Here is a 26,465-nt window from a genome sequence, read left to right as displayed (position 1 = left end):
GCTTTAGTCGATGGCGACCGTTCTCAGCCGCAGCGCATTCAAGATCACGCTGATCGATGATAAGGTCATGGCGGCCGCGGCGATGATTGGCGACAGGAGAATCCCGAACACAGGATAGAGCACGCCAGCGGCGATCGGCACGCCGACAGCATTGTAGACGAAGGCGAAAAAGAGATTCTGCCTTATGTTGCGCATCGTCGCCCTGGACAGGAGGCGCGCCCGCACGAGTCCGCGAAGATCGCCCTTGAGCAAAGTCACGCCGGCGCTCTCTATTGCGACATCCGCGCCGGCGCCCATGGCGACGCCGACATCGGCGGCAGCGAGCGCCGGCGCGTCGTTGACGCCGTCGCCGGCCATGGCGACGATGCGGCCTTCTCGTCGCAGACGCTCCACCACCGCGCTTTTTCGATCGGGCAGCACGTCGGCCTCCACTTCGTCGACGCCGAGCCGGCGTGCGACGGCCTCGGCTGTGACGCGGTTGTCGCCGGTGAGCATGACGATGCGAACGCCTTGCTTGCGCAGCGTCGCGAGGGCGTCGGCCGTGGTCGGCTTGACCGGATCGGCGATGGCAATGAGGCCCGCGAGCTTTCCATCTATGCTTGCGAATATCGCAGTGGCGCCGTCCCGGCGCAGCTCGTCGGCCTCCTTTGCGAGGGCCTCCGTCGAGACGCCGTTTGCTTCGAGGAATTTGGCGCTGCCGATCGCGAGCTCGCGGCCATCGACCGCGCCGAGCACGCCTTTTCCTACCGGGGCCTCGAAGCCGGACGGTTCCGCTAGCGCCAACTTGCGCACATCGGCCGCCTCGACGATGGCGTTGGCGAGCGGATGCTCGCTGGCGCGCTCAAGGCTCGCGGCGAGGCGCAAGAGTTCGTCTTCGCTCACGTCGCCATGCGTTCGGATCGCGACGACCTTCGGCTTGCCTTCAGTGAGCGTGCCGGTCTTATCGACGACGATCGTGTCGATCTTTTCCATGCGCTCCAAGGCCTCGGCGTTCTTGATGAGCACCCCGGAGTGGGCCCCGCGCCCGACGCCGACCATGATCGACATGGGCGTGGCGAGCCCAAGCGCGCAAGGGCAGGCGATGATCAGAACCGAGACGGCGGCGACAAGCCCGAAGGCGAAGCGCGGTTCGGGCCCGAAGATTGCCCAGGCGCCGAAGGCGAGAAGAGCAATGGCGATCACCAGGGGAACGAACCAGCCCGAGACCTGATCGGCAAGGCGCTGGATCGGCGCGCGACTCCTTTGCGCCTCGGCCACCATCTGCGCGATGCGAGAGAGCAGTGTGTTGCGGCCGACCTTTTCGGCCCGCATCACGAAGGAGCCGGTCCGGTTCAGCGTGCCGGAGATGACCGGCGCGCCGATCTCCTTCGTCACCGGCATGGATTCTCCCGTGACCAGCGATTCGTCGATCGTCGCGCGGCCTTCGAGAAGCTTGCCGTCGACAGGAACTTTCTCGCCCGGCCGCACGCGCAGCCGGTCGCCGACGACAATGGCGTCGAGCGGCGTCTCTTCGTCGGCGCCGTCGGCGCCGATCCGCCGCGCGGTCTTCGGCGCGAGTTCGAGAAGGGCCTTGATGGCGCCCGAGGTCCGCTCCCGCGCCCGGAGCTCGAGGACCTGACCGAGCAGCACAAGAACGGTGATAACGGCGGCGGCCTCGAAATAGGTCGCCACCGACCCGTCCGCGGCTCGGAACGCTTGAGGAAAGCTCCCCGGCGCCACGGTCGCAGCCACGCTATAGATCCAGGCGACCCCCGTGCCCATGGCGATCAGCGTGAACATGTTGAGATTGCGCGTTAGGAGCGATCGCGCGCCGCGTTCGAAGAAGGGCCAGCCCGCCCAAAGCACCACCGGAGTCGCAAGCGCGAGCTGAATCCAGCTCGACATTTGCGGGCTGATCAGCATGTGCAGATTGAGCAAGTGGCCGCCCATCTCCAGCACGAAAACCGGGAGGGCGAGCGCCAGCCCGACCCAGAACCGCCGGGTCATGTCGACGAGCTCCGGATTGCGCCCAGCATCGGGGACCACGACATCCGGCTCCAAGGTCATGCCGCAGATCGGACAATTGCCTGGTCCGGGCCGCCGGATCTGCGGATGCATCGGGCAGGTGTAGATCACGCCTTCCGGAACTGGCGATGAGTTGTTGAGATTTGCCGCCGTCCGATCCGCGTGGCGGTCGAGATGATCATGGGCCGACATCGCCTAACTCCGAGATCGCGAGCGTTCGCTTGAGCGCCGAGCCCCTGCGGCAAATGCTTGAGGCCATTTAACCATAGCTACGTGCGCAACCCCTTTGCCGCCATGCGCTGGATCAATCGCAGCCTCGTGCAAGCTTGGCGGTCCTTTTCCCGCCTGGCCTCAACGCCCGCGGCTCGGCAAAGCGGCGAGCGCTTCTCGACCGAGGATGGGTTGTCCTTTCGGCCAGGTCCAGAAGTCGGCTTGGCGTCCCATCGCATCCGCAAGAAGACGCCGATAGGTCTCCTTCGGCGCCTCGACGGCGCCGAGGGAGGCGAGATGCGGGGTGACGAATTGCGCGTCGAGCAGCGTGAAGCCTCCCCGCGCCAACCGCGCCGCGAGATGCACTAATGCGACCTTCGAGGCGTCGGTCTTCCGGTGAAACATGCTTTCGCCGAAAAAGGCGGAGCCGAGATGGACGCCATAAAGCCCGCCGGCGAGCGAGCCCTCATGCCAGGCTTCGACCGTATGAACCCGGCCCATGTCGAAGAGCTGCCGATAGAGCAGCTTGATGCGCGTGTTGATCCATGTCTTGTCCCGACCGTCATAGGAGTCGGCGCAAGCGTCGATCACGGCGTCGAAATCATGATCTATCCTGATCTCGAAACGATCAGAGCGGATCGTCTTCGCGAGGCTTCTCGAGACGATCATGCGGTCGAGCTGGAAAATGCCGCGGACCTCGGGATCGACCCAGAACAGATTTGGATCGTCCGCGCTTTCGGCCATCGGAAATAGCCCGATTGAATAGGCGCGAAGCAGGATGTCGCAAGTGATTTCGAATTGATCGCGCGCGCGGCTCATGCGGAAAGATTGGGCTTTGCCCGGAGCATCGTCAACCCCGCGAATGGGTGATTGGCCCGAGCTGAGGGTGAGCAGCTCTGGCGCTTTATTGCGCAACTTGCCACTGACTGCGCCGCGGCGTTGGAAAGCCGAGCGCCTTGCGGCGGCCATGTTTTTTTGCTTAATGCCGGGCTCTGAGACATGGCGACCGGCAGCGCTCTAGGCGCTCGTCGCCGGGCGTCGATAGAGACCGATACAGGGCGAGCGGAGCCGAGGCGATTGCGCGCCGCGCCGCCTCCGCGTTCTCGCCAAACCCGCGCCGAAACGGCTGATCGTCCCGCGCAAAGGCGCGATCCCGCGCGCGGCGCTCTCCGACAGGGATACGCTGGCGCATACTCATCTGGGGGTTTCCCACCAGTGATCGGCTTGGCATCCTTGCCCACCGCCTTTTTGGCGACGCAGGCTTTGCATTCTCGCTGATCTGATAGAATCGAAATGATTCGAGGAGCGACGCAATGATCGAGGCTAGGATCGGCGAGCGGACTCACCCCGCGGCTTTAGCCGTCGGCGCGCCTCTGTTCATGCTTGCATCCGTCTTCGTCAGTTTCGCCGCGCCGCCATTCGTCGGGGCGCTCCTTGCCGCTTTGCTGGGAGCTGGCGGCCTTGCGATCTTGCAATTGGCGTTGGCTGGAAGGCCGCCGAGGCTCGCCGAAGCGGCGATTGACGCAATCGTGATCGCGGCCTTCGTGGCGTCCCGCGACGAAACAGCAGCGATCTGGCAACTTCCGTCCCACTGGATCGATCTCTTGCGCCTGCCCAGTCCTGGCGTCGCCGCGGCATGCGCGTTTTATTTTGCGAGCGCAGCAGCCGTGCAGGCGCGAGCCCAGCGCCACTTGGCGCTGCGCGAGAGCCTATCGATCCTGATCGCTCCCATCCTGTTCAACTTGCTCCTGTCTCTCGGCGCCGCCGGCCTCATGCGTCAGCTCGGCGCGTGGCTGACATTCGGCGCAGTCCCGTCAGATGACATATGCGTGATCTTGGGGCGGTCCGTAATCTTGACGTCCTTTGTCGAGGTCCTCGTTGGCGCGCTTTGCATCGTCATGTCGGGACATTTTTCGCGCGATCGCCGCCTTCATGCGCTGCTTTTCATAGCCGCGATCCATGCCGTGCTGACGCCCGTCATCGCCGACCTGCCTCAGACGGCCGGCGCCGCCGGACCTTTCGCGCAATTCGTGATCGCGGTCGCGGCCGCCGCGCTGGCCCAGGCGGGGCTTTGGGCCATCGTGTTTGTCCTTACGGGGCTCGCCATCGATTCCTTGGAAGGGGCACCGCCGATCTTCGCGGTCGCCTATCGCCATTGGAACAGCGGCTTCGTCAAGGGCGCGATCTACGGCGGCGCATTCGTATTTTTGCTGCTTGCCGCCGCCGCGGCCTTGCGCGCGCCCGCGCTCATTCGCGAGGCCTCGAACGCTCCCCTCCTTTCCGCCGCGATCGGCGGCGCGCTTTTGTTTCCGCTCGCAAAAACCATCGTAGGAAGCTCCGACGGGACGCCGCCCTTCTTCGGCCGGCTCTGGGCGTGCTATCGCAATCCACGCTCTTACGTGCGCGGAATTGTGGCAGGACTTGGCGTCGCGCTGGCGCTGAATGGCGGTCTGCCCGAGCTCGACGGGCTCAGCCGATTTCTGGCCCTTTTTCTCGTCGGGGCGCTCGCTTATGCCGGCGTGGATCTCGTCTTCGACATGATTGACGCCGCGCGCCGCCGCCGCGTCATGGATACGTGGCGCGTCTACGCGCTCGCCGCCTTGCTCGGCGGCCTCGTCGGCGGCGCCTTGGGTTGGTATTTCGACGCCGCGCAGATCGAGGTCGTGAGAGCGAAATTCTGGGCCTATGCCGAGCTGAACTATCAAGAGACGGGCCGCGCCGCGAATCACCTGATCATCTATCCCTGGTTCGCCAAATGGGGCGCGACCGACCTCGGCGTCACCGGAGGCGGCGTCAGGCTTTTCTACAATGAGTCGCTTTCCGGCGTGATCAACTGGTCGATCGCGGCGCCCTTGTTCAGCATCAACTTCTTCGTGCTCGCCGCAATTTTCCAGCGAAGCCTGTCGCCATTGAAAAAGCTTCTCAGCATGGAAGGCTTCCAAGGGCTTTTCGAGCAGACGATCAGGGTGATGCGCTGGGGACTTTGGATGGCGCCGGTCATCAATTCGTTTCTGCGCCAGGCGCCCGACCCGGCCTGGTACAATCAGGACGGCGGCGTGCGCACTGTTGCGGCGACGGTCGCCAATCTCACGATGCCCGCTGGCGACTTCCGCTCCGCAAGCCTCGCCGTCTTCACCGGCCTTCTCGCCTATGATTGGCTGCGGGTCGTGATCTGGTTCGATCACATGGGCTTGCGGGTCGCCACATTGGTCAACCTGACCTTCATTGGCGGCGACCGGGCGGATGAGGCGGCGGCCCGCTTCGCCGGCCATCCGGCGCGAACCCGGATCATCCCCGATGCAATCCGGCGTTTCGCGACCTGGGCGCCTTTGCTCATTCCGTTTTACATCCCGCGCGGCGCGGAATGGGATACGGCATGGACCGGCGCCGAAGCTATTCGCACCGCTGCGCCGCCGATGGCGCCTTCGGTCGCAGCCCTCGCCGCCGCATATGTAGCCGCGGCGGCCCGGCGCTTGCGTGGCGGCCGGAGTCATTGCGCGGCGATGGACTCGGCGAGGGCAGGCGGGGCCTCCAATGGCCGGCGTACCTCGCGCGGTGACGGAAGGGCCCGCGCGCTTTGCGCTTTCAAGCGCCTTCATGGGGCTCGAGCTTTTCTCGGATGGACGGGGCTATAGCTATGTGGGCAACGGCATAGCGCGCGGCGGGCATCCGATCGACATAACGCGCCGCCCCACGGATCCTCTGCACCTCAGAGGCCGATTCTTCTATCTGCGCGACGAAGCCGCCGACTCGTCCTGGAGCATTGGCTACGAACCGGCTCGCACGGCAGGCGCGGATTATTCCGTGACCCAGCCAAAGCCGGACCGGCTTCGGATCGTCAATAGTTTCGGCGATGTCCGCGCCGAGGCCGAAGTCGGCTTCGCCGAGGAGGGATGCGTCGAAATCTGGCGAGTCCGCATGTTCGATCTCGCCGACCGCTCACGCCGACTCGTTCTGACGAGCTTCCAGGAGCTCGCGTTGCATGAGCCGGGCGCCTATGTCCGCGATCCCGATTTTAATGCGATGCATGTCGAGACCTGGTTCGTCAGGCCGCTCAGCGCCATTTTCGCGCGAAATCGGCTCCTGCGCGATGGGACGACAGGACGCATGTCCAAAGAGGTCGCCTTCCATGCCGCCGCCGCGACGCGCGACGGACTCCAATTGTTGGGCTATGAGGATTCGCGCACGCGCTTCATTGGGACCGGCGACCTTCGCCGCCCACAGAGCCTGCAGGACGGCCGTTGGCGGAGCCCTGAGGATCAAGGGGCGCTTTATACATTCGACCCGGCGGCGAGCCTCACGATCGCGGTCGATCTGCCGGCGGGCGGAAGCTGCGAGATCCTCTTCGTCAACGGCCATGCCCGGACCGAAGCGATGGCCGCGCGCGTCCTCGCGAAACATTTGGGCGTCGCGGAGCCGAGCGAGAGCGATTTACGCGCCGCTTTTGACGCCGTGCGGGAGCTCGAGCCCCTGCCGGCGCCTTCTGCAAGCACATGGCCGTTCGCCTTTTCGCCGACGGGAAGCGAACTGCATCTCACGCACCGGACGCCCCGGCCATGGACGTATGTCCTGGCCAGCACGACGAACCACGGGGCCATCGTTTCGAATGAAGGCGAGATCCATTCCTTCGCCGGAAACGCAAGACAGAATGCGCTGACGCCTTTCCGCTTCGAGCCCGTTCCAGCCTCTCTCCCCGGTCAGCTCATCTATGTCGTCGATCTCGCCACCGGCGAGGCCGACGCCGCCGGCTTCATTCCCTATCGGCGCGCCGACGCGCGCTACGATGTCGCCTATGGCCTCGGCTCCGTCACCTTCCGCAATACGCGGCCGGAAACCGAATTGGAATTGACGTTTTTCGTGCTTCCATCCGACTCGGCCGATGTTCGGATTCTCACTTTGCGCAACCTGACCGGGACGGCGAAAGACTACCGGATCGTGCCCTATTTCGACATTGCGCTCGCTGAGACGCCGACCGAAAGCCTTGGCATGATTGAAGCGGTGCGGGACGAGACGACCGAAGCCCTTCTGTTTATCAATCCGGCCAATGATTACGAGAAAGGCTGGGCCTTCGCCGCGACGAGCCTGACCGCCGCAACGACCGAGACGGTTCGCACGCGGTTCATCGGCTCAAAAGGTCGCGACCTCACCAATCCGGTCATGGTCGAGACCGGCCAAGCCGACGGATCGCGCGAAGACGACGGGCGAAGGGTCGCCGCCTTCTCGGCGGTGGTCACGGTTCCCGCGAATGACGAGATGGACGTCGCCGTGGTGCTCGGGCAGACAGCGACGCGCCATCACGCGACCATGGTCGCCAATGACCTGCGCGATCCCGTTGCGGCGCGCGCGGCCCTGCACGCGACCCGCGCCTGGTGGGAGGATCGCCTGAGCGTGGTGCGCATCGAGACGAACGATCCCGCCTTCGATCGACTGGTCAATTATTGGTTGCCTTATCAGGTCCTCGCCTCGCGCTTATGGGGGCGAACCGGGCCGAACCAGCGCGGCGGCGCCATTGGCTTCCGCGACCAGCTGCAGGATGTATTGCCCTTCCTCCTCCTGGATCCAACGCTCGCGCGGCGACAGATCGCGCTTCATGCGGGCCAGCAGTTCCCGGAAGGCGATGTCCTGAAATGGTGGCACGCCGCGCCCGACGGACGCACCGGCGTCGGACAGCGCACGCGCGCCTCCGATCCGCATCTTTGGCTGCCCTATGTCGTCGCGCGCTATCTCGCGGCGACCGGCGATCTTTCCGTGCTCGACGAGAAAATCCCTTATCTCGAAGGCCCGCCCGTACCCAAAGGGTCCAGCGACATCTTCATCGCGCCACGCGCGTCGCGAGAGATCGGCGACCTATATGACCATTGCCGCCGCGCCATCGCCTATTCGCTGGCGCGCATGGGGGAGCACGGCCTGCCTCTCATTGGCTCTGGCGACTGGAATGACGGCATTGATCGCGCCGGCGTCCAAGGCCGCGGGGAAAGCGTGTGGCTGGGATTTTTCCTGCATGACGTGCTGACTGGCTTCAGCCAGATCGCGCGGGGCCGGGAGGGCGAAGCCGCTGCGCGGCGATATAGGAGCGAAGCCGACAGGCTGGCGCGCAATCTCGAAACGGCGTGGCTCGGCGATCGCTATGCGCTCGCTTTTGATGATTTCGGCCGCGTGCTTGATCCAGAAAGCGCCATGACGGCCGCCTGGCCGATCCTCTCCGGCGCGGTTGATTTCGAACGCGGGCTCGCGGCGCTCGAGCAGGGGCTGACGCATCTCGAGAAGGCGGACCGCATTCTGCTCCTAACGCCGCCCTTCGACGAAAACTCCTCGCCCTATCCGGGCCGCATTGCCGATTATCCTCCCGGCGTGCGCGAAAACGGGGGACAATATTCGCATGGCGTATCCTGGACGGTCGACGCCTATGTCCGTCTCGCGGAAATCGCCGGCGAAAGCGGGGATGCGGCGCTTGCGGCAAAATTGAAGGCGCGCGCTTTTGACTGTTGGATGAAGATTTCGCCAATCGGCAAGACGGAAGGCGATAAGCTCGCCGTCTATGGCCTGGCGCCGCACCAGCAGCCGGCAGATATATATGATGGCGCCGGGTACGCCGGCCGCGGCGGATGGTCTTGGTACACGGGCTCCGCGGCGCGAATGCTTTCCGCGGCCTATGCCATATTGGGCCTTGAGGCGAAGCATGGGGAGATCGTCGCGCCAGATGATCTTTTCACGCCCAAGGGCAAGCTGCAGGTGAAGGCGATCCACTTGAAAGGGCGGACGCTCCGCGCGCCGAGTCTGGTGAAGGGAATGTTCGGAAAACGCGCTTCAGCGTGAGCCTCGTAGCCTGCGCACGCGGCGGTCTCGACCAAATCATTGAGACAGGGCGCGAGAAAGAACGAGGCTTTGGACCGAGGCCAGATCGCTGGCGCCCCAAGTCGCGCGCGGAGCGCCTTGCAGCCTTGTTGCGGCGTAAGCCTCAGCGAGATTGCCGTCGGCCTCATGAAGGGCCGCGAGCGCGCCGAGCCTCGCCAGCTTTTCGGCGACGAAGCGGGCGCGGCTTTCGAGATCCTTCGCGTCGAGATTCTGTTTGATCGCGTCGGCCGTAGCTCGGCCGGGCGCGCCGGCCGCAGCCGCAAGCCTGTCGATCACGGCCTCCGCGGCCTCACGGCTTTGGCGAAACGCGCGCAAGACGTCGAGCGCCATGACCGTGCCGGACCCCTCCCAGATCGCGTTCAGCGGCGCCTCACGGTAGAGCCGCGCCATTGGCAGATCCTCAACATAGCCATTGCCCCCGAGGCATTCGAGCGTCTCGTAAATGAATGAAGGCGCCGATTTCGCCACGAGATATTTAACGGCCGGAGTCATCAGCCGCGCATAGGCGGCTTCGGCCTCGTCGCGGCGGGCCCTGTCGTAGGCGCGCGTCAAGCGAAAGACGAGGGCGGTATTGGCTTCGCTCTCCAGAGCGAGATCGGCGAGAACCGCGCGCATCGCCGGCTGTTCCATAAGACGGCGCTGGAAGACAGAGCGATGGCGCGCATGATGCGCCGCCTGGGCGAGGCCCATGCGCATCTGCCCGGCCGCGGCCACCGCGCAATCGAGCCTGGTCAGTTGCACCATTCTGATGATGCTTCGCACGCCCTCGCCCTCAGCGCCGACGCGCTCAGCGTAGGCCGCATGAAACTCCACTTCCGACGATGCGTTGGAGCGATTGCCGAGCTTATCCTTGAGGCGCTGAAATCGGAGCGCGTTGACGCTTCCGTCCGGTCGAAAACGGGGCAGAAGAAAGCATGTGAGTCCGCCCGGCGCCTGCGCCAGCACAAGAAAAGCGTCCGACATGGGCGCTGACATAAACCATTTGTGGCCGGTGATTTCATAATGCCCATTTTGCGGTTTCGCCTGGCTCATCGTGGCGCGCACATCCGTTCCACTTTGGCGCTCGGTCATGCCCATGCCAAGCGTCACGGCGCATTTCTCAAACCACGGCTTCATCCGGGAATCATAGTCGCGCGAAAGGATGCGCGGCGCCCAGGCTTCATGGAGCTCAGGGGAGGCGGCGAGCGCGGCGAGGCCGGCGTTGGTCATGGTCGTCGGGCACAAATGCCCGGCTTCGACCTGGGTCGCCATATAAAGCCGCGCGGCGCGCTCCGTGGTCTTCGTTTCGCCGGGCTCCCAGGATGAGCAATGGAGGCCGGCCGCCATGCTCTTTTGCATCAAGGCGTGATAGGCAGGATGGAATTCGATCCGGTCCGCGCGATCGCCCTTGGCGTCGACGATATGGAGGCGCGGCGGAACTTGATTTGCGAGGCGACCTAGGTCGAACGTCTCCTCCGAGCCGAAATCCTTACCGAATTCCAGTAGGCCGGTTGCAGACGCATCGACGCAAGCGCGCGCCAGCGCCTCGCGTAGTGGAAGATCAGTCGCGAAGAGATCGATATTTTCGAAGGGGGGCGTCTGGTTGAAGGACGCGGCTTCGAAACCGCCCGCGACTTCCGCCATTGCCGCCTCGCTCTTCGCCCATCCCAGCCAAATGGAAGGATAGGGCGGATTGTCGCGGCGCCAAGTCGCTTGCGGCGGCTTTCGCAGGCGCGAGGCAATCCGCAATTGGGCGAGGGTTTGGGGGAGAAATGGAATCCCAGAAAGAATGAGCGCTGAACGAGCCCCGGCGCCGCGACTTTCTAAGACTTTCCCCAAGCGGCTCCGCAGCGGTTCCTGCGATGGAACAAAGGCTTAGCTGCTTCCCCTAAGCCTTTGATAAGATTGGTGGAGCCACGCGGAATCGAACCGCGGACCTCTTCAATGCCATTGAAGCGCTCTCCCAACTGAGCTATGACCCCGACTTAGGTTTGCTATGCCTCATGTCCGCTTGGGCCGGACATTGGACGCCGTCAACGAAGCTCCTTCTTGGAGCAGGCCCGCGAGGCGATGCGGCGGCTGTATAGCCTCAACCACCGCGCTTCACAAGCTAAACATCAGCGTTCTTCGTCGTCGTCATGGACATCGTCGATCAGATCGACCACGTCGTCGCCGTCCTCCTCCTCTTCCTCGAGAAAAGTGTCGTCGGCGACTTCGATCTCGACATCGTCGTCCGCCTCCACCACGATCTTGTCGTCGCCGGCGTCGGCGTCCTCGAGCGAAATGATTTCGGCTCCAACGACCGTTTCGACGTCTTCATCGTCGGCCGCCGCAGCGCGCAGGGCCGCGCGCGACAACGGCGCGGCCTGAAAAATTGTCCCGCATTTGGGGCACGTGATCGGGGTTTTATTGAGATCAAAGAATCGGGCGCCGCAATGTTGACACTGGTGCTTATTGCCGAGCTCTGGTTTCGCCACAGACTTACCTCTTGAACGGACTTAGGCTCCTGGGCTGCAGGCCGCCGTCGCAGAACTGTGCGGGTCCGGTTAGTCATGCAAAGCGCGCCTGTCAAATGGAAGTTGCGCGGGGAGGCGGCTCTGATGACAGGAAGCCGGTCAACGTGTTACCAGCGCTGCAATTGGGCGGCGCAAACTTATGGGACTTGCTTGTCTTTACCCGACTTTCCTTCCGAAGCGGCCTTGACGGAGGTTGCGGCAAAAAGCCTCTCGGCGCATGTGTCCGGGCCATTGCGCGGCCGGCTGAAGCCTCCGGGCGACAAATCGATTTCGCACCGGGCCCTGATTCTCGGCCTGCTCTCGATTGGCGAAACCGAAATCGAGGGCCTGCTCGAAGGCGACGACGTCTTGCACACCGCCGCCGCCTGCGGTGCGCTCGGCGCCGAGGTCAAGCGCTTGGGCGAAGGGCGCTGGCGCGTCCGCGGCTGCGGAATAGGCTCCTTGCTGGCGCCACGCGATCCGCTCGACTTCGGCAATTCGGGAACCGGCATGCGCCTGATGATGGGCGTTGTCGGCGGCCACGCCATGACCGCCTGGTTCGACGGCGACGCCTCGCTGCGCAAACGGCCAATGCGGCGGATTCTCGATCCCCTCATTCTGATGGGGGCGGAGGTTTTGTCTGAGGCCGAGGGCGGACGCTGCCCGATCCAGCTCAAGGGCGCAAGCGAACCGGTCCCGATCGTCTACCGGCCGCCGGTCGCCTCGGCGCAGATCAAGTCGGCCGTCCTTCTTGCGGGGCTCAATTCGCCCGGCCGCACGACCGTGATCGAGACGGAGGCCACCCGCGACCATACAGAAAAGATGTTGAAACATTTCGGCGCCTCGATCAGCGTCGAGCCTTTTGAGGCGCATGGGCGCATAATCACTCTCGAAGGCCGGCCGGAGCTGCGTCCGGCGCCCCTGATTGTTCCAGCCGATCCGTCCTCCGCAGCGTTTCCCTTGGTCGCCGCGACGATCGCGCCAGGGTCCGATATTGTGATCGAAGCCGTGATGATGAATCCGCTGCGCACGGGCCTGCTTACGACATTGCTCGAGATGGGCGCCGACATTGAAATTCTCGACCGTCGCGACGAGGGCGGCGAGGAGGTCGCTGATTTGCGCGTTCGCGCGGCGGCGCTTAGGGGCGTCGATGTCCCAGCCGCGCGCGCGCCTTCGATGATTGACGAATATCCGATCTTAGCCGTCGCCGCCGCCTTCGCCTCCGGCGAATCGCGGCTGCGTGGCTTGCATGAATTGCGGGTCAAGGAATCCGATCGGCTTGCCGCGGTCGCCGACGGCTTGCGCGAGGCCGGCGTGCAGACTCAAATCATAGGCGACGATCTGATCGTCGAGGGATGCGGCGGCGAGGTCGCCGGCGGCGGCGAGGTCAAGACGCATCTGGACCATCGCATTGCGATGAGCTTTCTTTGCCTCGGCCTCGCTTCGCGGCGCCCGATGGTCATCGACGATTCGCGCATGATCGCGACGAGCTTTCCAACTTTCAGGGCCGAGATGGAGCGGCTGGGAGCGCGGTTTGCATGATCATAGCCATTGACGGCCCCGCCGCATCCGGCAAAGGCACGATTGCGCGTCGTCTCGCGCAGCATTTGAATCTGCCGCATCTCGACACCGGGCTCCTCTATCGGGCGACCGCGCGGGCCTTGCTGGAGCAGGGCCATGATCTTTCGGATCGCGCGGCTGCGATTGCGTCCGCGCGCGGCCTGGCTCTCACCGATTTCGACGAAGCCGCGCTGCGCGGACGCGGCATGGGAGAGGCCGCTTCCATCGTCGCGGCGATCCCGGAGGTGCGGGTGGCGCTCGTAGAAATGCAGCGCGGCTTTGCTCTCCGCCCTGGAGGGGCTGTGCTCGACGGACGCGACATCGGCACCGTCATCTGCCCCGAGGCGCGCCCCAAGATTTTCGTGACAGCCAGCGTCGAGGCGCGGGCCACGCGTCGCGCCCTGGAATTGAAAAGCCGCGGCGAAAAGGTCGATTACGCGGCCGTGCTCGAAGACATTCGCACGCGCGACGCCCGCGACAGCGGCCGCGCCGCCGCGCCTTTGAAAGTGGCGGGTGACGCCGTCGTGCTTGATACAACGAAGCTCGATGTCGAGGCGGCGTTCAAGGCGGCGCTCGCCATTGTCGAGGCGACTCTCGCCGCGCAAAGCGCTGGTTAGCGCGGTTCGATCCGCTCACATCCACGAGAGCAGAGCCGATTTCGACTCGGGGTCCGGCGCGTCTCGCTATATCGTCGGTTTATCGTGCGTAGGGGCGGCGATCCAGAGCCCAACGTCCAAGCGGACAAAATATTGCAGAGGCGATTCTTTCGTCATGGTCTCAACGCCCGACCATTCGAATGAGGACTTTGATCTCGCCGCCGATCGAGGCCAAGGCCCTTTGGTCGCGCCCGCGGCTGAACGAACAGGCTGGGCGCGGGCCGATCGTCGATTTCTGACGCGCTTGGCGGCGGTCTCTCTGCTGCTGCACGGGATTGTCCTTTCCGCTCTCCTTTGGATCGAGCGCGCGCCAGACGAAGCGCAAAGGGCGAAGGAAATTCCGGTCGAGCTTGTCGTCGAACCCCCACCCTCCGGGAAAAGCGGCGAGACGCAGGCCAAAACGGAGAAGCCAAGCGCCCCTGCGTCAGCGGCGGCAAGCGCGAAGTCCGAAGCCGAGCAAAAACCGTCCGCCGCTTCAACAGCCAAACCCGAAGACAAGCCCGCAGCCCCGGCGAAACCAGCCGAGCCGCCGCCTAGCGCTTCGAGAGCCGAGCCCGAGGAAAAGCCCGCCGCTCAGGCGAAGCCAGTCGAGCCGCCTGCGGGTTCGGCGGGGAGAGCTACGCCGGCCAAGCTGCGCCTCGCGCGGCTTCGGCGGCAGCCATCAAGGAGGCCGTGCAAAGGAGCCCTCCGGCGGCGGACAAAGCTCCGGCGAGAACCGCCTCCGCAACGACCGCGGGCGACGGCGAAGCCTGGCGGGGAACGCCGGCCGGGCTGGCGCTTCCCTATGATTTGGGGCCGGAGATTTTCCGCGCCGTCGCCGTGCCTCTGCCGGTCGAAGGCGGCGACGAGCCGATGGACTACAAAGTGATCGTTTTCGGCATGTTGGCGCGGGCGAAACATTATCCCGAGACGGCGATCGAGCGTGGAGCTCGGGGCGTCGCCGCCGTCGGATTCTCCGTTGACGAAACTGGACAAGTCACGAGCGTTGCGCTGCTCCAGTCAAGCGGCGAAGCCGATCTCGACGAGGAAAGCCTCGCCGTGGTCCGGCGCGCTGCGCCATTCCCCGCGCCGCCGCCGGGGGCGCCGCGCTCTTTCGGCGCCCAAATCACCTTTGGCGTGATGCAATGATCCGCGGCCTCGAACCGAGGACGATACAGAGCGCAGCTACCGGTTGACGTGTGACATCCATGTCTCACGTCGCGAGCATTCGAACAATTTTAAGCGAGCGACCTTGTCGCGATCATCGTCGCTCACGTAAGCTTACGCTCAAGAATTCGGGGATAACATCGAAGTGGCGCGCCGGGGACCCATAGGAGCCATTCTATTCGGCCTCGCGCTGCTGCTCCAGGTATGGGCGCCGGTAGCGGCATCCGCGATGATCGGCCAAGCCGCGGATCCCCTTGGCCACGTTATTCTCTGCTCCCCGAATGGCGGCGGCGACGCGGGCCAATCGACGCCGAGCGATATTCCCCACCACCACGATCATTGTCCGCTCTGTCAGATCGTCTGCGGCAATCTTGGCTTCCTTGAAGCCAGACCCGTCAGCGTTGCGACTCCTTACGCTGAAGCGCGCTGCCTTTTCTGGACCCTAGCGCCCGACCGGGCGGCTCTCTTCGGGGTCGATCAGCACAGTCCCCCGCGCGGACCTCCTTCTCTCGCCTGACCGCACCACGAGCCTAGGCGCGCTTGGCATCGCCGACGCGCGCCACCCGTAGTCCAACAGGTGAGATCACTCAAATGTCGTTCAAGTTTATCGTGGGCGGGCGCCCGCGCGCGTTCGCATGCCTAATGGCGAGCGCCTCCGTCTGGCCGCTTGCCGTCCAAGCGCAGCAACCAAGCGAAACGGTTGCGCTTCCCACAGTCGATGTCGCGGGCGCAGGTCCCAGCGCCCAGCCTGCTCCTGAACCGATCCTTTCTCCGGAAACCTTCTATCAAAACCCAAAAGGTCAGGTCGAAACCACGATCCCGGACAGCCGAATGGAGGACACAAAGGCCTTTTCCGTTCTCGATGTGTTGCGGGAAAGCCCCGGCGTTGAGACGAAACAGGGCAATGGTCCGCGCGACATCGGCATTTCCATCCGCGGTTCGGGTGCGCAAGTCGGGTTCGGCGTCCGCAATATCGTCATATTCGATGACGGCTTCCCGGTCACGCAGCCCGATGGGCTCTCGCGGACCGACTTGATCGATCCGCATGCCTATGGCGCGATCGACGTTATCAGGGGGCCTTCATCCGCTCTCTACGGAAACTATGCGACAGGCGGCGCGCTCAATTTCCGGATGCGCACCGGCGCCCAGATCGATGGGATCGAGGTCGGAACCGACGCCGGCAGCTTCGGCTATCTGAATAATTACCTCGCCTATGGCCGCAAGAGCGGCGATTACGACCTGTCGCTTTTCGTCAGCAATGTCATCGGAAACGGACCGACCGACACCAACTTGTTCAACACGCAGACGGTGAACTTCCTCGGCACTTATGCGCCGACGCCGAACGACAGGTTCACCTTCAAGGTGATCAACAACTCCCTTTACGGAGATCTGCCGAATCGCCTTTCGCTCAATCAGTTCTATGCGAATCCCTTTCAGGCGAATTGCTACTCGTTCGGCGCCGCCAATGCGCACACCGCCGCCGCCGCATCGGCAGCCGCCGCCGCTGCGGCCGCCGCGGGCTGCGGCGTCAACAACGTTTACGTCAACGGCTATTCAGGGCTCAAGGTCCCTCTCACGGCCTATGAAGCGGGCCTCCATCGCCACGACAGCCGTTCGATCCTGGGCCTTCGCTGGGAGCATGACCTCGACAGCGACACCGTCTGGCGAACCCAGATCGTGGCTGACAACAAGAACATCAATCAGCCGACCGGGGCCACCGACGCCGTCGGACCCGAGCCCTCCCTTAATTTCATGACCGACCTCACCAGCCGATGGAGACTCTTTGGCTTTGACGCGACCCATTTTGTCGGCGTCTTCGCCAATACAGAAAGCAGCACGAGCTGGACATATAATGTGACGCCCGGCGGCAACGCCACGATCGGAGGCCTTACCCAGGTCGTCCCGTCACAGCAGACGAACGCGGGGATCAGGGGACGTGAGGAGATCAAGCTCACCGATAGTCTGACCGCGATCGGCGGATGGGGCGCCGAATACACGAATATCAATGGAGCGCTGACCACCTATACGCCCGGCGCTACGGCCCTCGTCATCGGGCGAACGCCGGCGAACAACAATTATTACAACATCGCCCCGGAGGGGTCGCTGGTCTATCGCCCCAATAATGATTGGCAGATCAAGGCCCGCGTCGCAACCGGCTACGGAACCCCGCAGGCCAGCAATCTTTTCGTTCTTCCCTCGGGGCTGGCCGGAAACAACACGCAGTTGAAATCCCAGACCAATCTCGGCTACGATCTCGCGGTTGACTGGACGCCCTTGCCGACAGTGAAGCTAAGCGTCGACGGATTCTACGAATTCTTCCATAACGAACTGATCTCGCAAACGCCTGGTCCGTCGCCGCTGCAGGCCTATACGTTCAACGCGCCGCGCTCGGAGCATCGCGGCGTCGAGGTCGCCGCTGAATACCGCTTTTTGGACGGATGGAAGGCGAAGGTCGCCTACACCTATGACAATCAGATCTACACCCAATATTACGAGAGCCTCGCCGCTGGAACTTTGACCAGCATCTTCAATCGCGCCGGCAATCGAATTCCTGGCGTTTCCCCCAATGTCATGACCGCTCGCCTCGGATATGACGTGCCGGTCGGCCCGCTAAAAGGCTTGGGAGGCTATGCGGAATATTATCTGACTGACGCCTTCTATGTAGACAACGGCAATCTGCTGAAGGTTCCTGGCTCCCAGATCGTCAATCTGAACTTGCATTACGACGCGGACGTCCAAAACACGTTCGTCCAGAAGATTGGCGCCTTTTTCGAGGTGCGCAACGTCTTTGACTCCACATATCTTGCCGCCGCGAGCAACATCACCAACACGATCAATAGCGTGACCGGGAAACAAAATCCGGGCTACGCTGCGATCTGTCCGGCGTCAAACGCCGCTTTGAGTTGTACGACAGGGTCGATGTACGCCGGCATGCCGCGCACTTTTGTTGGCGGGATCGGAGTGAGGTTCTGATCTTATGGCCATGCGCCGCTCCTGGTCGGAAAATGGAAATGAATGCGAGGAGAATGTCGATGATGTTTAAGTTGCATGTGGTCGTCTTCGCCCTGGCGGTTTTCGCCGGCTCGGGCGAGGTCGTCGCGCAAATGGCGCATGACCACCATGAACACAAGGGGCGCGAGCCCTGTTCGGATCTTTCGCTTGCTTGCGCCAGCACCGCGGCGCCGGCCTTCGGGCCCGACGGCGCCTTGTGGATCGCCGCGCGGGTCAACAATCAAATCTTCGTGGCGAAATCGCGCGATCATGGACGGTCATTCACGCCGCCCGTGGTCGTCACGCAGCCCTCCGTCAACCTCGACACGGGGACGGACGCGGGACCCAAAATTGTCGTCGACCGCGATGGGCGCGCGATCGTCGCTTACGCGATCCTTCACGACAAGAAATACAATGGCCAGGTGTTTTTCACCCGGTCGATCGATGGCGGCCAAACATTCTCGCCGTCTTCGCCGATTACCTCCGATTTGGAGAGCCAGCGCTTCGCAGCCTTGGCCATCGACTCCGATGGCTCGATCTTCTCCGCCTGGCTCGACAAGCGCAATCGGGCTCAGGCGAAAGACGGCGCCGAGGCCTATGTGGGGGCGGGCGTCGCCTTCGCCTGGTCCCGAGACAACGGCTCGCATTTCGCCGAGACGCGCCTCGCGCATGAGGGGACATGCGAATGCTGCCGCATCGGGATAGGCTTCGCCGGTCCCGGCCGCCCTGTCGTCTTGTTTCGCAATATCTTTGAAGGATCGGTCCGCGATCACGCAGTCATGACCTTCGCCGATCGCGATGCGCCTGGCCAGATTTTTCGCGTGAGCAATGATGACTGGGCGACCAACGCCTGCCCGCATCAAGGCCCGAGTCTCGCGGTGACCCCGGACGGCGCCTATCACGCGGCATGGTTCACGGCGGGCCGCGCGCGCAAGGGGCTGTTTTACGCGCGATCGCTCGACGGCGGCAAAAGCTTCTCGGCGCCGAGGCCGATCGGCGATCCCGATCATGCGCCGTCGCGGCCGAGCCTTCTCGGGGCGGGCGGCAAATTGTGGCTCGCCTGGAAGGAATTCGACGGCGACCGCACGAGCGTCCTGGTTATGGCCTCGCACGACAATGGCGAAAACTGGAGCGCTCCCAAGGCGATCGCAACGACGACGGAGGACTCCGACCATCCCGTCCTTGTGAGCGACGGCCCTCACTCCTTCCTATCCTGGCAGACGCTGAAGGATGGCTATCGTCTGATCGAATTGGAGGACGCCTCGTGAGACGGATCTATTGCGCGGCGCTGCTGATCGCCATCGCGGCCATGCCGGCGAACGCGCGGGCAGGGGAGCTCAAACCCTTCGTTCGCGGCAGCTGGCGGAGCATTATCGAAAATCATTCGGGAGAGCCGATCATCGTCCACTTCTGGGGGCTCACCTGCGGTCCCTGCCGTCAGGAAATGCCGGAATGGGGCAAATTGCTCGCGGAGACGCCTGACTTACGTCTGGTCACGGTGAACGCCGACATGATCGAGGACGCGCCTGAAGCCGTGCAGGATTTCCTCGCCAAATCCGGCCTGTCGCGGGCGGAGAATTGGACGTTCGACGACAGTTTCGCCGAGCGCCTGCGCTATGAGGTCGACCCTAAGTGGCAAGGCGAGATTCCGGTCACATTGCTCATAGGACGGGATGGGGCGAAGCGTTTGATCGAAGGAGTCGCGTCAATGGCCGAGATTACGAGCTGGCTCGATGACGCCAGGCGCGCCGACAAGACTGACCCGTAAACGCCGCGTCCCCATCTGTGGGGGAAACTGTGGGGATACCCTCAGAAAGTTTGGTCGGAGTGAGAGGATTCGAACCTCCGACCCCCTCGTCCCGAACGAGGTGCGCTACCAGGCTGCGCTACACTCCGACACGCGCGGCTGAATCTCGATCAGCCGCATCCCGATACGCCGCCTTATAGCTGCGCCCTGACCCACTCGCAAGTGCTGTGGCGTCGGGCGCAGCGCTTTATCGGCAGCTGCGACAATTCAGGGCAGGGCGAGCGCTACGAAGCGCACTTCTCCCTGGCCGCTCGCAACAAGAAGCAGGGCCGATTTCTTGCCGCCGTTTTTCAGCGCCTGCATCTTCTTGGCGACGTCTGCCGGCTCCTTGACCGGCTCCTGATTGATCTCGACGATCACTTCGCCCGGCTGAATATGCTTGTCGGCGGCGGCGGAATCCGGATCGACATTGGTTACGACGACGCCCGAGCCGACGCTATTCTTGATGGAGAACTTCTGCCGCAGCTCGTCGGTGAGGCTCGAAAATTCCATCCCCAGCGCCTTTTCGACCGGGCTGGGCGTGGGGCTCTTGCCTGAATCGCCGCGCTTGACCGACGCCTTAGTCGGTTTCTCATTGTCTTCCAGCCGGCCGAGCTTGATCGTTTTGACGATCTCCTTGCCCTGCCGCAAGACGGTGACGTCGACATCCTTCCCGACCGGCGCCGAGGCGACGATCTTCGGCAGGTCGCGGGATTCCTTGATCTCGACGCCATCGAATTTGATGATGACGTCGCCGGTCAGGAGTCCGGCCGCCTTGGCCGGCCCCTTGTCGTCGGTCCCCGCGATGAGCGCGCCGCGAATCGCGCCGAGGTTGAGGCTTTCGGCGATTGTCTCGTCCACGTTCTGGATGCGCACCCCGAGCCAGCCGCGCCGGGTTTCGCCGAACTTCTGCAATTGCTCGATGACCGGGACGACCGTCGCCGCTGGGGTCGCGAAACCGATGCCGATCGAACCGCCCGACGGCGACAGGATCGCCGTATTGATGCCGATCACCTCGCCCGCCATGTTGAACAGCGGCCCGCCCGAATTGCCTTTATTGATGGCGGCGTCGGTCTGGAAATAATTGTCATAGGGGCCGGAATCTATATTGCGATTGCGCGCCGAGATGATGCCCGAGGTGACGGTTCCGCCGAGCCCGAAAGGATTGCCCACCGCGACCACCCAATCGCCGACGCGCATTTTCTCGCTGTCGCCGAACTTCGCCGCCTTGAGCGGCTTATCCGGCTTGACCCGGAGCACCGCGACATCAACCTTCGCGTCCTTGCCCAGGACTTCAGCCTTCAGCTTCTGGCCGTCGGTGAAAATCACCGTCACCTCATTGGCGTCGGCGACCACGTGATTATTGGTGATGACGATGCCGGACGGATCGATGACGAATCCGGAGCCCAGCGAATTCGACCGGCGCTCGCGCTGCTTGGGGTTTGGCTGCTCGTTGCCGCCTTGCTGGCGCCGCCGAAAAAACTCTTCGAATAGATCATCGAAAGGCGTGCCCGGCTCCAACTGCGGCGCGGCGCTCGCGTGTTTCTCGTCGATGGTCTGCGTCGCGGATATATTGACGACGGTGTCGCTCACCGCGTCGGCGAGGTCGGCAAGCGATTCCGGACCCCGCGCCAAAGCCAAGGGCGCATCCAAGATCGGGAGGCCGCCGACCCCGGCGCCCAGGACGAGAGCGCATGTGGCAAGGCGAAGTTTCGCGAACAAACCCATAAAAATAATCTCCTTCGATCGACGTCGCGACGCGAGGCAGGCGTCGCTAGGCTCATTCGAGAATTGAAGCATAGAGATGGCGATGTCCGCCATTATTTAACTGAACCGGAAGCGCGACCATGCTGAACTCGCGCCTCAAGATCTCGTCATCCGAGCGGCGAAAGCGAGGCGCCGAATGTTGGTCCGCCGTAACCATTCCTATCGCGCATCAAATACAAATTCTATCTTTCTCTTCAAGTCGAAGCAAATGTGCGAGCTCTGACGGCGCCTTGGCTCTGCAAGCGGCCGGAAGCAGCTGCTCCCGAGCGCCTCCGGCGGGCTTCCCTGATCAGGCCGCGCAATAAGTTCTATTTGACGTTGTCCTAGCGGCTCATTCAGCGAGCGCCGCGACGCGAAGCTTCGGCAGGCCGGTGGCCTTATCGATCGCAGCCGCGAGAAGGGCATGGTCGTGGTTGGTCACCTCAGCGTAGGCCATGGCGAAGGAGGCTATGGCTTCGTCGAAAATTTCCGATTTTCCCATATATCCTGCGAATAGGGCCGGGTCGCCGGTGCGCGCATGCGCCCGCGCCAACGTCCGGCCGCAAAGATTTGCGTAGTCCTCGAGGGCCTTGGCTTCGATGACCTCGCCGATCGAGCCGAGCCGCCGGTTCTTGAGGCGCCGGACGTAAAACTGGCGGTTTGTTTTTTGGTCTTGCGTCCAGCCGAGAAAGAGATCGCTGGCGGCCTGCAAATAGCGCTGTCCTTCGACCACCCGGCAGCCCTGATGGAGCAAATCTGCGGGCGGCGGGACGATCTTTTCGAGAACCGAATGCAGCGCCTCCTTGACCTGCAGGAACAGGGGTTCATCATCCGGAGTCATGAAGAGCCCGATGGCGCAAAAGGTGCCGACGCTGCCGACGCCAACCACCTTCATGGCGAGATCGTGAAGGCCGTAGCGCTCGATCAGCGCGCGCCGTTCGGGCAAGAGCGATTGGCGATAGTTGGAAAATGCCGAATGCGCGTGAATTTTTTGGCTTTTCTCGGATTTTGTATCGAAATGATAAATCAATGGCGGACGGTCTTCGATGCGGGCCGTAGCGCCGTCCGTCGTCGCGAGATGCGGGAAATTATCATCCGCCGCGAGATCTTTTTTCGCTTTCACCAAAGTGGAAAGAAGCTTGTCGCGCAGCTTGGCGTCGGCGATGCGCTTGACCTCGCGATCGATGTCCATGCTCGTGTACCAGACCTCGAGAGGCGTCTTTTCGGCCAGCTCGAGGATAAATTCGCGATAAGACTTCACAGTGGCTTGGGCGAGAGCTCGGGCCTTCTTGTCCGCCGCGCCTGAGCTGCGCGCCGCGACCGCCACGCTTGCGGCGAGCCGCTTCAAATCCACCGTAAAGTCGACGCCGGGCAGCGTCTCGTCGAAATCGTTGATGTCGAACAAGGCTTGCCCTTCGGCGGTGGAGAAAGCGCCGAAATTCATCAGGTGGCAATCGCCGCAGGCTTGCACATGGGCGCCCATCGGCGAGAGCCGCGCCAGATCCCGCGCCATCACCGCGGCCGCGCCGCGCAGAAAGTAGAAGGGCGATTTCACCATGCGCTGGTAGCGGATCGGCAGCAGCTCGGGGATGCGCTCGCCGTCGGTCTCAGCCAGAATCGCTACCGGATCGCGCTCCGACGCGGGCGGGCAGTCGGCATGGGCCTCGCGCGGCGTCTTGAGGCGCAGCGCCCTGCCGGCGCCGTAGCGCTCCGCTCGCGATGGACCGATCGCTGTATGATCGCTCTTGGATGCGTTTGTCATGGCGGCGCTCCGAGTTTCGAGAGGGCTTTCAAGTCGACGAAAACTCGCAAGCCTGCACCAATTCCGCCGTGCCGGCAATGACCCAATGCGCGAAGGGGCCGACCACGAATTTGGTCTTGAAAGTCGGGCGTCCACGGCGTCCTTCAAAGCCCATTGTGAACCTTTAGGCTTCTGTCGTAATGTCGGAAGGTCCGCATTCCGCGTTCGGCATCGCTTGATGAGAATTCCGCAGTAGGCTCGGGTCCAAATATGACAGACGAAAATCCTGAAAACTGGCGGTACTTTGTGTCTTACACCGGGGTCAAGCTCCCGGTGAAATTGGTCAATCCGCTCGAAATCGCCGATCTGAACCATCGCAACACCTTCATTCGCGCGACCTTCGACGCAGAGGAACGGCTGCTCGGCTTCGAGAAAATGGTCTATGGCGAAGTGGAGATCTGGCACCGCTACGAATATGACGCGGCGGGCGTCATTCGGCGCGCGGAGATCAGCATGGACGGCGACGTCACGGAGATGCGTTTCGATGAAAGCGGCGCTTTGGTCTCCGCTTAGTTTTTTCTGCGCGGGTCATAGCGTCGAATTACTGCGGGGTATCGAATGATCGTCTCCACGACCGATGACGTGGCCGGGTTCAAGGTTGTTCGCCATCTCGGCCTTGTTCGCGGCATTACCGTTCGCTCGCGCAGCGTCGTCGGCAATTTCGTCGGCGGAATTCAATCGATCTTCGGCGGCCAGATCACCGCCTATGCCGAGCTCGCCGAACATGCGCGCCAGGAGGCCTTTGACCTCATGTGCGAGCATGCGACCCAAGGCGGAGCCAATGCGGTGATCGGGATGCGCTACGACGCCAATGACATCATGGACGGGATTACCGAAGTCCTCGCCTATGGCACCGCGGTTTGGGTCGAGCCCATAGCGGGATGAACAAGCCTTTGCAAGGAATTGAGCAGTGACGGAAGCGGCGGAATTGCCTTCGATCGTAGTTGAGGGAATGCTGGTGCCGCCGGCCGAGACCATCTGGCGCGCCCTGACAGAACCCGACCTGATCGCGCGCTGGTTCATGCCGAATAGTTTTGCGGCCGAGGTCGGGCATAAATACGTCTTCCGCAGCGCGCCCATGGGCGATTGGGACGGCGTTTCCGGCGGCGAGGTTCTCGACGCGGATCCATTCTGGCGGCTTCGCTACACCTGGCGCGGCGGCTCACAGACGCTGCAAGGCTTCGGTCATTACATCGACACGGTGCTGACCTGGACGCTTTCGCCTCTGCCCAATGGGACGCATGTGCGGCTGGAGCATAGCGGCTTCACCGAGGATTCGGCGGCGGTCTATGCGATCATGAATAGCGAGAATGGCTGGAACGCCGTCGTCAACAGATTGGCGAAAGTCGTCGTGGAGTTGGACGAGGCTGACTGAGGCTTAGTCTCGGCGTGACCCGATGCCTGGAGCCCGCCACGGCGACGGCGTTTCCTCCGTCGCGAGACTATGGTCGCGCCGCGCCGGCGATGCGTAATCCCTTAACAACGTTCCGGGGCAGTGGGTCAATTTGAAATCCGCAACGCGAATTGAGTGCGCATTTGGCCTGCGCCGCGCCAGGAGCGGACTTATGCGCCTGACTTTTGCACCGTCTAATCTCTTAATTTACGTGGTTGACGTAGTGATGCAAGATTTTGATTTTTGTAGGTGACATTGATAGTAATGACTCTTCGAAATTGGTCCTTCATTGCAAAGGAGGGCTGATCCTGAGTTCGTACCGATCAGACGCTAAAGTCGCCTGCCGAACCAGTACATTCGTGGCGTGGGTCTTAACAAGATGTTCGATCAGGCGACGCGAAGATTCATCGGCCAGACACCCGATCGTCACCGACTTCAACACGCCAGAAGGCAGCGTCAGGAAATCATTATCTGTCCTTAAAGCATCATCTGGCTCGGGCGCTATTTCGAATGCTCGCTCTTCGGCAATCAGCCGCCATTCGGCTTCATACGACCAATCCTGCGACTTTGTGATGAGAAACTCGTAGCCAGTGACAATGTCATGGGCGGGATAAGTAGTTCGATATTTTATTTTCGTTGCCCCCGTCCTACGTGTGAATGGTGCCGTCAGTGCGTCGAATTCCAGACAAACGCCGGTGTGCGAGCCAGCGTAGTGCGCCCACATGAGTGGCGAGTCTGGAATTTCCGAAAGGCAATAGACCCTATAGGTTTCGCAGATCGCTCGATACATCTCCTCTTCCATTCGAATGAAATTCGAAGGGCTCGACATGAAGTCTTGTGCTTTTCGCACGCGCCCTGCCTCGCTGTCCGATGAGAAACGCTTCCTCTGCTCTTCCGTAAGCCACTCCAGTAGCCGCCTCTTTTCCTCAAGGTCTGTTGGCACTCGATAATGCACTCGACAGTCCCATGGGTCGTTGAACCTGTCTGGCCGCGATAGCTTCACCTTTCGTTCGGAAAGCAGGGATATAAGATGTTCCTTCACAAATCTCTGATAATGAAACAATCGATCTGGCATCGGTACACCGCGTCTATGATTGTGACCAAATCAAAATCGGGTACCCCGAAGATGAAGTCTCCTGCGAGACTTGGAAATCACATCTTACCGGCAACCGCCGAGACTTGTCATTTCGTACTTCGGAATTAAAATATACCATTTACTGTGCCGTCAGTCGCGTAAGCGCTAACATGTAACGCCCCGCAGTCTCTCGAAAAACTCCTCCGTCCGCGTCGTTTCAAGGGCGACCGCCCAAAAGTGACGCAGACCGGAGATTTCAAACTGAACCAACGACCCTCCCGCACGGGCTTTCATGCTCTCAACCATCGTCTTTTGCGAAGATGAACCGGCCGCTCGCCCCGGCGTCGATAGGATTGAGAGTTTGGCGCGAACGCTCGGCTCGCTGATCACAGCCAATGTCGAAGGGCTTCTCCGCGATGTCGCGATCGCGGGACCTCGCGGGCAGGGGCTCGACGCCGTCGCCGATCATGCGGGCTGCGGCCTGATCGAAGCCGATGCCGAGGCCAAGTGGCTTCGTCTTGCGATTGAGGCGGCGCGCGGCCCCGAGATTCTGTTGCTTCGCGCCGGCCGCGCGCCGGAAGCGGGGTTTATCGAAGAGGCCGGTGATTTTTTGGCGAGAGGCGACGGCGTTCGCGCGGCGCGGCTGCATGCGGCGCCGGAAACTGTCCTGAACGTCTTTTTTTCGATTGAGCCGCTCGCCGGCCTGATCGCGCCGCGCGATCTTTGCTCGCCGCGCGCCCGGGCCGATTTGGGACGCTCGCCCGTTCC

At 62.7% G+C, this 26,465-nt stretch carries 20 protein-coding genes and 2 tRNA genes; 12 read left to right on the top strand and 10 right to left on the bottom strand.

Annotated features, from left to right (window positions below; translation table 11 throughout):
• Positions 1 to 3 precede the first annotated feature (3 nt).
• Both RZS28_RS17540 and aat read right to left on the bottom strand, forming a co-directional pair.
• Positions 4 to 2,196, bottom strand: a complete 2,193-nt coding sequence (locus tag RZS28_RS17540) for a copper-transporting P-type ATPase (protein ID WP_407339010.1) — start codon at positions 2,194 to 2,196, stop codon at positions 4 to 6.
• Positions 2,197 to 2,355: 159 nt separating this feature from the next.
• Positions 2,356 to 3,033, bottom strand: coding sequence for a leucyl/phenylalanyl-tRNA--protein transferase (aat, locus tag RZS28_RS17535; protein WP_407339009.1), 678 nt, complete (start codon positions 3,031 to 3,033; stop codon positions 2,356 to 2,358).
• Positions 3,034 to 3,527: 494 nt separating this feature from the next.
• Between aat and RZS28_RS17530 the strand changes: the two genes are divergently transcribed.
• Positions 3,528 to 5,849 (top strand): hypothetical protein, encoded by a 2,322-nt coding sequence (locus tag RZS28_RS17530; RefSeq protein WP_407339008.1) that lies wholly within the window; start codon positions 3,528 to 3,530, stop codon positions 5,847 to 5,849.
• Positions 5,749 to 9,030 carry a GH36-type glycosyl hydrolase domain-containing protein gene (locus tag RZS28_RS17525; protein WP_407339007.1) on the top strand — a complete coding sequence of 1,094 codons (3,282 nt, stop codon included), beginning with the start codon at positions 5,749 to 5,751 and terminating at the stop codon, positions 9,028 to 9,030. The genes RZS28_RS17530 and RZS28_RS17525 overlap by 101 nt, the downstream gene beginning before the upstream one ends.
• Before the next feature lie 36 nt (positions 9,031 to 9,066).
• On the opposite strand, the gene RZS28_RS17520 is transcribed toward RZS28_RS17525, so the two are convergent.
• The 3 genes from RZS28_RS17520 to RZS28_RS17510 form a co-directional block, all read right to left on the bottom strand.
• On the bottom strand, positions 9,067 to 10,692 hold the full coding sequence (locus RZS28_RS17520; RefSeq protein ID WP_407339006.1) for an acyl-CoA dehydrogenase family protein: 1,626 nt from the start codon (positions 10,690 to 10,692) through the stop codon (positions 9,067 to 9,069).
• Between the two features lie 262 nt (positions 10,693 to 10,954).
• Positions 10,955 to 11,030: transfer RNA gene (locus tag RZS28_RS17515), tRNA-Ala, on the bottom strand.
• A 135-nt stretch (positions 11,031 to 11,165) separates the two neighbouring features.
• On the bottom strand, positions 11,166 to 11,525 hold the full coding sequence (locus tag RZS28_RS17510) for a TIGR02300 family protein (RefSeq protein WP_407339005.1): 360 nt from the start codon (positions 11,523 to 11,525) through the stop codon (positions 11,166 to 11,168).
• Between the two features lie 189 nt (positions 11,526 to 11,714).
• Here RZS28_RS17510 and aroA point away from each other — a divergent pair, with 189 nt between their 5' ends.
• The 7 genes from aroA (at position 11,715) to RZS28_RS17475 (ending at position 19,664) form a co-directional block, all read left to right on the top strand.
• Complete coding sequence (gene aroA, locus RZS28_RS17505) at positions 11,715 to 13,085, top strand: 3-phosphoshikimate 1-carboxyvinyltransferase (RefSeq protein ID WP_407339004.1); 1,371 nt, start codon at positions 11,715 to 11,717, stop codon at positions 13,083 to 13,085.
• Positions 13,082 to 13,720: a (d)CMP kinase gene (cmk, locus tag RZS28_RS17500; RefSeq protein WP_407339003.1), complete on the top strand. Its 639-nt coding sequence runs from the start codon at positions 13,082 to 13,084 to the stop codon at positions 13,718 to 13,720. The genes aroA and cmk overlap by 4 nt, the downstream gene beginning before the upstream one ends.
• 711 nt (positions 13,721 to 14,431) lie before the next feature.
• Positions 14,432 to 14,887, top strand: a complete 456-nt coding sequence (locus RZS28_RS17495; RefSeq protein ID WP_407339002.1) for an energy transducer TonB — start codon at positions 14,432 to 14,434, stop codon at positions 14,885 to 14,887.
• 247 nt (positions 14,888 to 15,134) lie between these two features.
• The gene (locus RZS28_RS17490; protein ID WP_407341160.1) at positions 15,135 to 15,422 is read left to right on the top strand and encodes a DUF2946 family protein; all 288 of its coding nucleotides are present in this window, start codon (positions 15,135 to 15,137) and stop codon (positions 15,420 to 15,422) included.
• A 125-nt stretch (positions 15,423 to 15,547) separates the two neighbouring features.
• Positions 15,548 to 17,878 (top strand): TonB-dependent receptor family protein, encoded by a 2,331-nt coding sequence (locus tag RZS28_RS17485; protein WP_407339001.1) that lies wholly within the window; start codon positions 15,548 to 15,550, stop codon positions 17,876 to 17,878.
• A 59-nt stretch (positions 17,879 to 17,937) separates the two neighbouring features.
• On the top strand, positions 17,938 to 19,164 hold the full coding sequence (locus RZS28_RS17480; RefSeq protein ID WP_407339000.1) for a sialidase family protein: 1,227 nt from the start codon (positions 17,938 to 17,940) through the stop codon (positions 19,162 to 19,164).
• Complete coding sequence (locus tag RZS28_RS17475) at positions 19,161 to 19,664, top strand: TlpA family protein disulfide reductase (protein ID WP_407338999.1); 504 nt, start codon at positions 19,161 to 19,163, stop codon at positions 19,662 to 19,664. The genes RZS28_RS17480 and RZS28_RS17475 overlap by 4 nt, the downstream gene beginning before the upstream one ends.
• Before the next feature lie 51 nt (positions 19,665 to 19,715).
• On the opposite strand, the gene RZS28_RS17470 is transcribed toward RZS28_RS17475, so the two are convergent.
• From RZS28_RS17470 to RZS28_RS17460, 3 genes are all read right to left on the bottom strand, one after another.
• A tRNA-Pro gene (locus RZS28_RS17470) sits at positions 19,716 to 19,792 on the bottom strand.
• A gap of 118 nt (positions 19,793 to 19,910) precedes the next feature.
• Positions 19,911 to 21,410 carry a Do family serine endopeptidase gene (locus RZS28_RS17465; RefSeq protein WP_407338998.1) on the bottom strand — a complete coding sequence of 500 codons (1,500 nt, stop codon included), beginning with the start codon at positions 21,408 to 21,410 and terminating at the stop codon, positions 19,911 to 19,913.
• 370 nt (positions 21,411 to 21,780) lie between these two features.
• Positions 21,781 to 23,190 carry a DUF2252 domain-containing protein gene (locus RZS28_RS17460; RefSeq protein ID WP_407338997.1) on the bottom strand — a complete coding sequence of 470 codons (1,410 nt, stop codon included), beginning with the start codon at positions 23,188 to 23,190 and terminating at the stop codon, positions 21,781 to 21,783.
• Positions 23,191 to 23,439: 249 nt separating this feature from the next.
• On the opposite strand from RZS28_RS17460, the gene RZS28_RS17455 reads away from it, so the two are divergent.
• Genes RZS28_RS17455 through RZS28_RS17445 form a run of 3 tightly spaced genes read left to right on the top strand, consistent with a single transcriptional unit; the run spans position 23,440 to position 24,604 of the window.
• Complete coding sequence (locus tag RZS28_RS17455; RefSeq protein ID WP_407338996.1) at positions 23,440 to 23,742, top strand: DUF6156 family protein; 303 nt, start codon at positions 23,440 to 23,442, stop codon at positions 23,740 to 23,742.
• Between the two features lie 45 nt (positions 23,743 to 23,787).
• Entirely contained in the window at positions 23,788 to 24,114 is a 327-nt protein-coding gene (locus RZS28_RS17450; RefSeq protein WP_407338995.1) for a YbjQ family protein, read from the top strand.
• 25 nt (positions 24,115 to 24,139) lie between these two features.
• The gene (locus RZS28_RS17445; RefSeq protein ID WP_407338994.1) at positions 24,140 to 24,604 is read left to right on the top strand and encodes an SRPBCC family protein; all 465 of its coding nucleotides are present in this window, start codon (positions 24,140 to 24,142) and stop codon (positions 24,602 to 24,604) included.
• A gap of 304 nt (positions 24,605 to 24,908) precedes the next feature.
• Here the strand turns inward: RZS28_RS17445 and RZS28_RS17440 are convergent, their stop codons facing one another.
• Both RZS28_RS17440 and RZS28_RS17435 read right to left on the bottom strand, forming a co-directional pair.
• The gene (locus RZS28_RS17440) at positions 24,909 to 25,412 is read right to left on the bottom strand and encodes a DUF2971 domain-containing protein (RefSeq protein WP_407338993.1); all 504 of its coding nucleotides are present in this window, start codon (positions 25,410 to 25,412) and stop codon (positions 24,909 to 24,911) included.
• 583 nt (positions 25,413 to 25,995) lie between these two features.
• Complete coding sequence (locus RZS28_RS17435) at positions 25,996 to 26,346, bottom strand: hypothetical protein (protein WP_407338992.1); 351 nt, start codon at positions 26,344 to 26,346, stop codon at positions 25,996 to 25,998.
• Positions 26,347 to 26,465: the final 119 nt, after the last annotated feature.

Source organism: Methylocapsa polymorpha (assembly GCF_045689225.1).
GTDB classification, from domain to species: Bacteria; Pseudomonadota; Alphaproteobacteria; order Rhizobiales; family Beijerinckiaceae; genus Methylocapsa; species Methylocapsa polymorpha.
This window is presented reverse-complemented; position numbering and strand designations above follow the sequence as displayed.

Bases quoted from the DNA above. Each gene is read 5' to 3' on its own strand.
- RZS28_RS17530 (WP_407339008.1), top strand. From the start codon at position 3,528: ATGATCGAGGCTAGGATCGGCGAGCGGACTCACCCCGCGGCTTTAGCC.
- RZS28_RS17435 (WP_407338992.1), bottom strand. From the start codon at position 26,346: ATGCAGCCGCGCCGCGCGAACGCCGTCGCCTCTCGCCAAAAAATCACC.
- RZS28_RS17490 (WP_407341160.1), top strand. From the start codon at position 15,135: ATGATCGGCCAAGCCGCGGATCCCCTTGGCCACGTTATTCTCTGCTCC.
- RZS28_RS17440 (WP_407338993.1), bottom strand. From the start codon at position 25,412: ATGTATCGAGCGATCTGCGAAACCTATAGGGTCTATTGCCTTTCGGAA.
- RZS28_RS17460 (WP_407338997.1), bottom strand. From the start codon at position 23,190: ATGACAAACGCATCCAAGAGCGATCATACAGCGATCGGTCCATCGCGA.
- RZS28_RS17525 (WP_407339007.1), top strand. From the start codon at position 5,749: ATGGCCGGCGTACCTCGCGCGGTGACGGAAGGGCCCGCGCGCTTTGCG.
- cmk (WP_407339003.1), top strand. From the start codon at position 13,082: ATGATCATAGCCATTGACGGCCCCGCCGCATCCGGCAAAGGCACGATT.
- RZS28_RS17520 (WP_407339006.1), bottom strand. From the start codon at position 10,692: ATGGCGGAAGTCGCGGGCGGTTTCGAAGCCGCGTCCTTCAACCAGACG.
- RZS28_RS17450 (WP_407338995.1), top strand. From the start codon at position 23,788: ATGATCGTCTCCACGACCGATGACGTGGCCGGGTTCAAGGTTGTTCGC.
- RZS28_RS17540 (WP_407339010.1), bottom strand. From the start codon at position 2,196: ATGTCGGCCCATGATCATCTCGACCGCCACGCGGATCGGACGGCGGCA.
- RZS28_RS17485 (WP_407339001.1), top strand. From the start codon at position 15,548: ATGGCGAGCGCCTCCGTCTGGCCGCTTGCCGTCCAAGCGCAGCAACCA.
- aat (WP_407339009.1), bottom strand. From the start codon at position 3,033: ATGAGCCGCGCGCGCGATCAATTCGAAATCACTTGCGACATCCTGCTT.
- RZS28_RS17465 (WP_407338998.1), bottom strand. From the start codon at position 21,410: ATGGGTTTGTTCGCGAAACTTCGCCTTGCCACATGCGCTCTCGTCCTG.
- RZS28_RS17455 (WP_407338996.1), top strand. From the start codon at position 23,440: ATGACAGACGAAAATCCTGAAAACTGGCGGTACTTTGTGTCTTACACC.
- RZS28_RS17480 (WP_407339000.1), top strand. From the start codon at position 17,938: ATGATGTTTAAGTTGCATGTGGTCGTCTTCGCCCTGGCGGTTTTCGCC.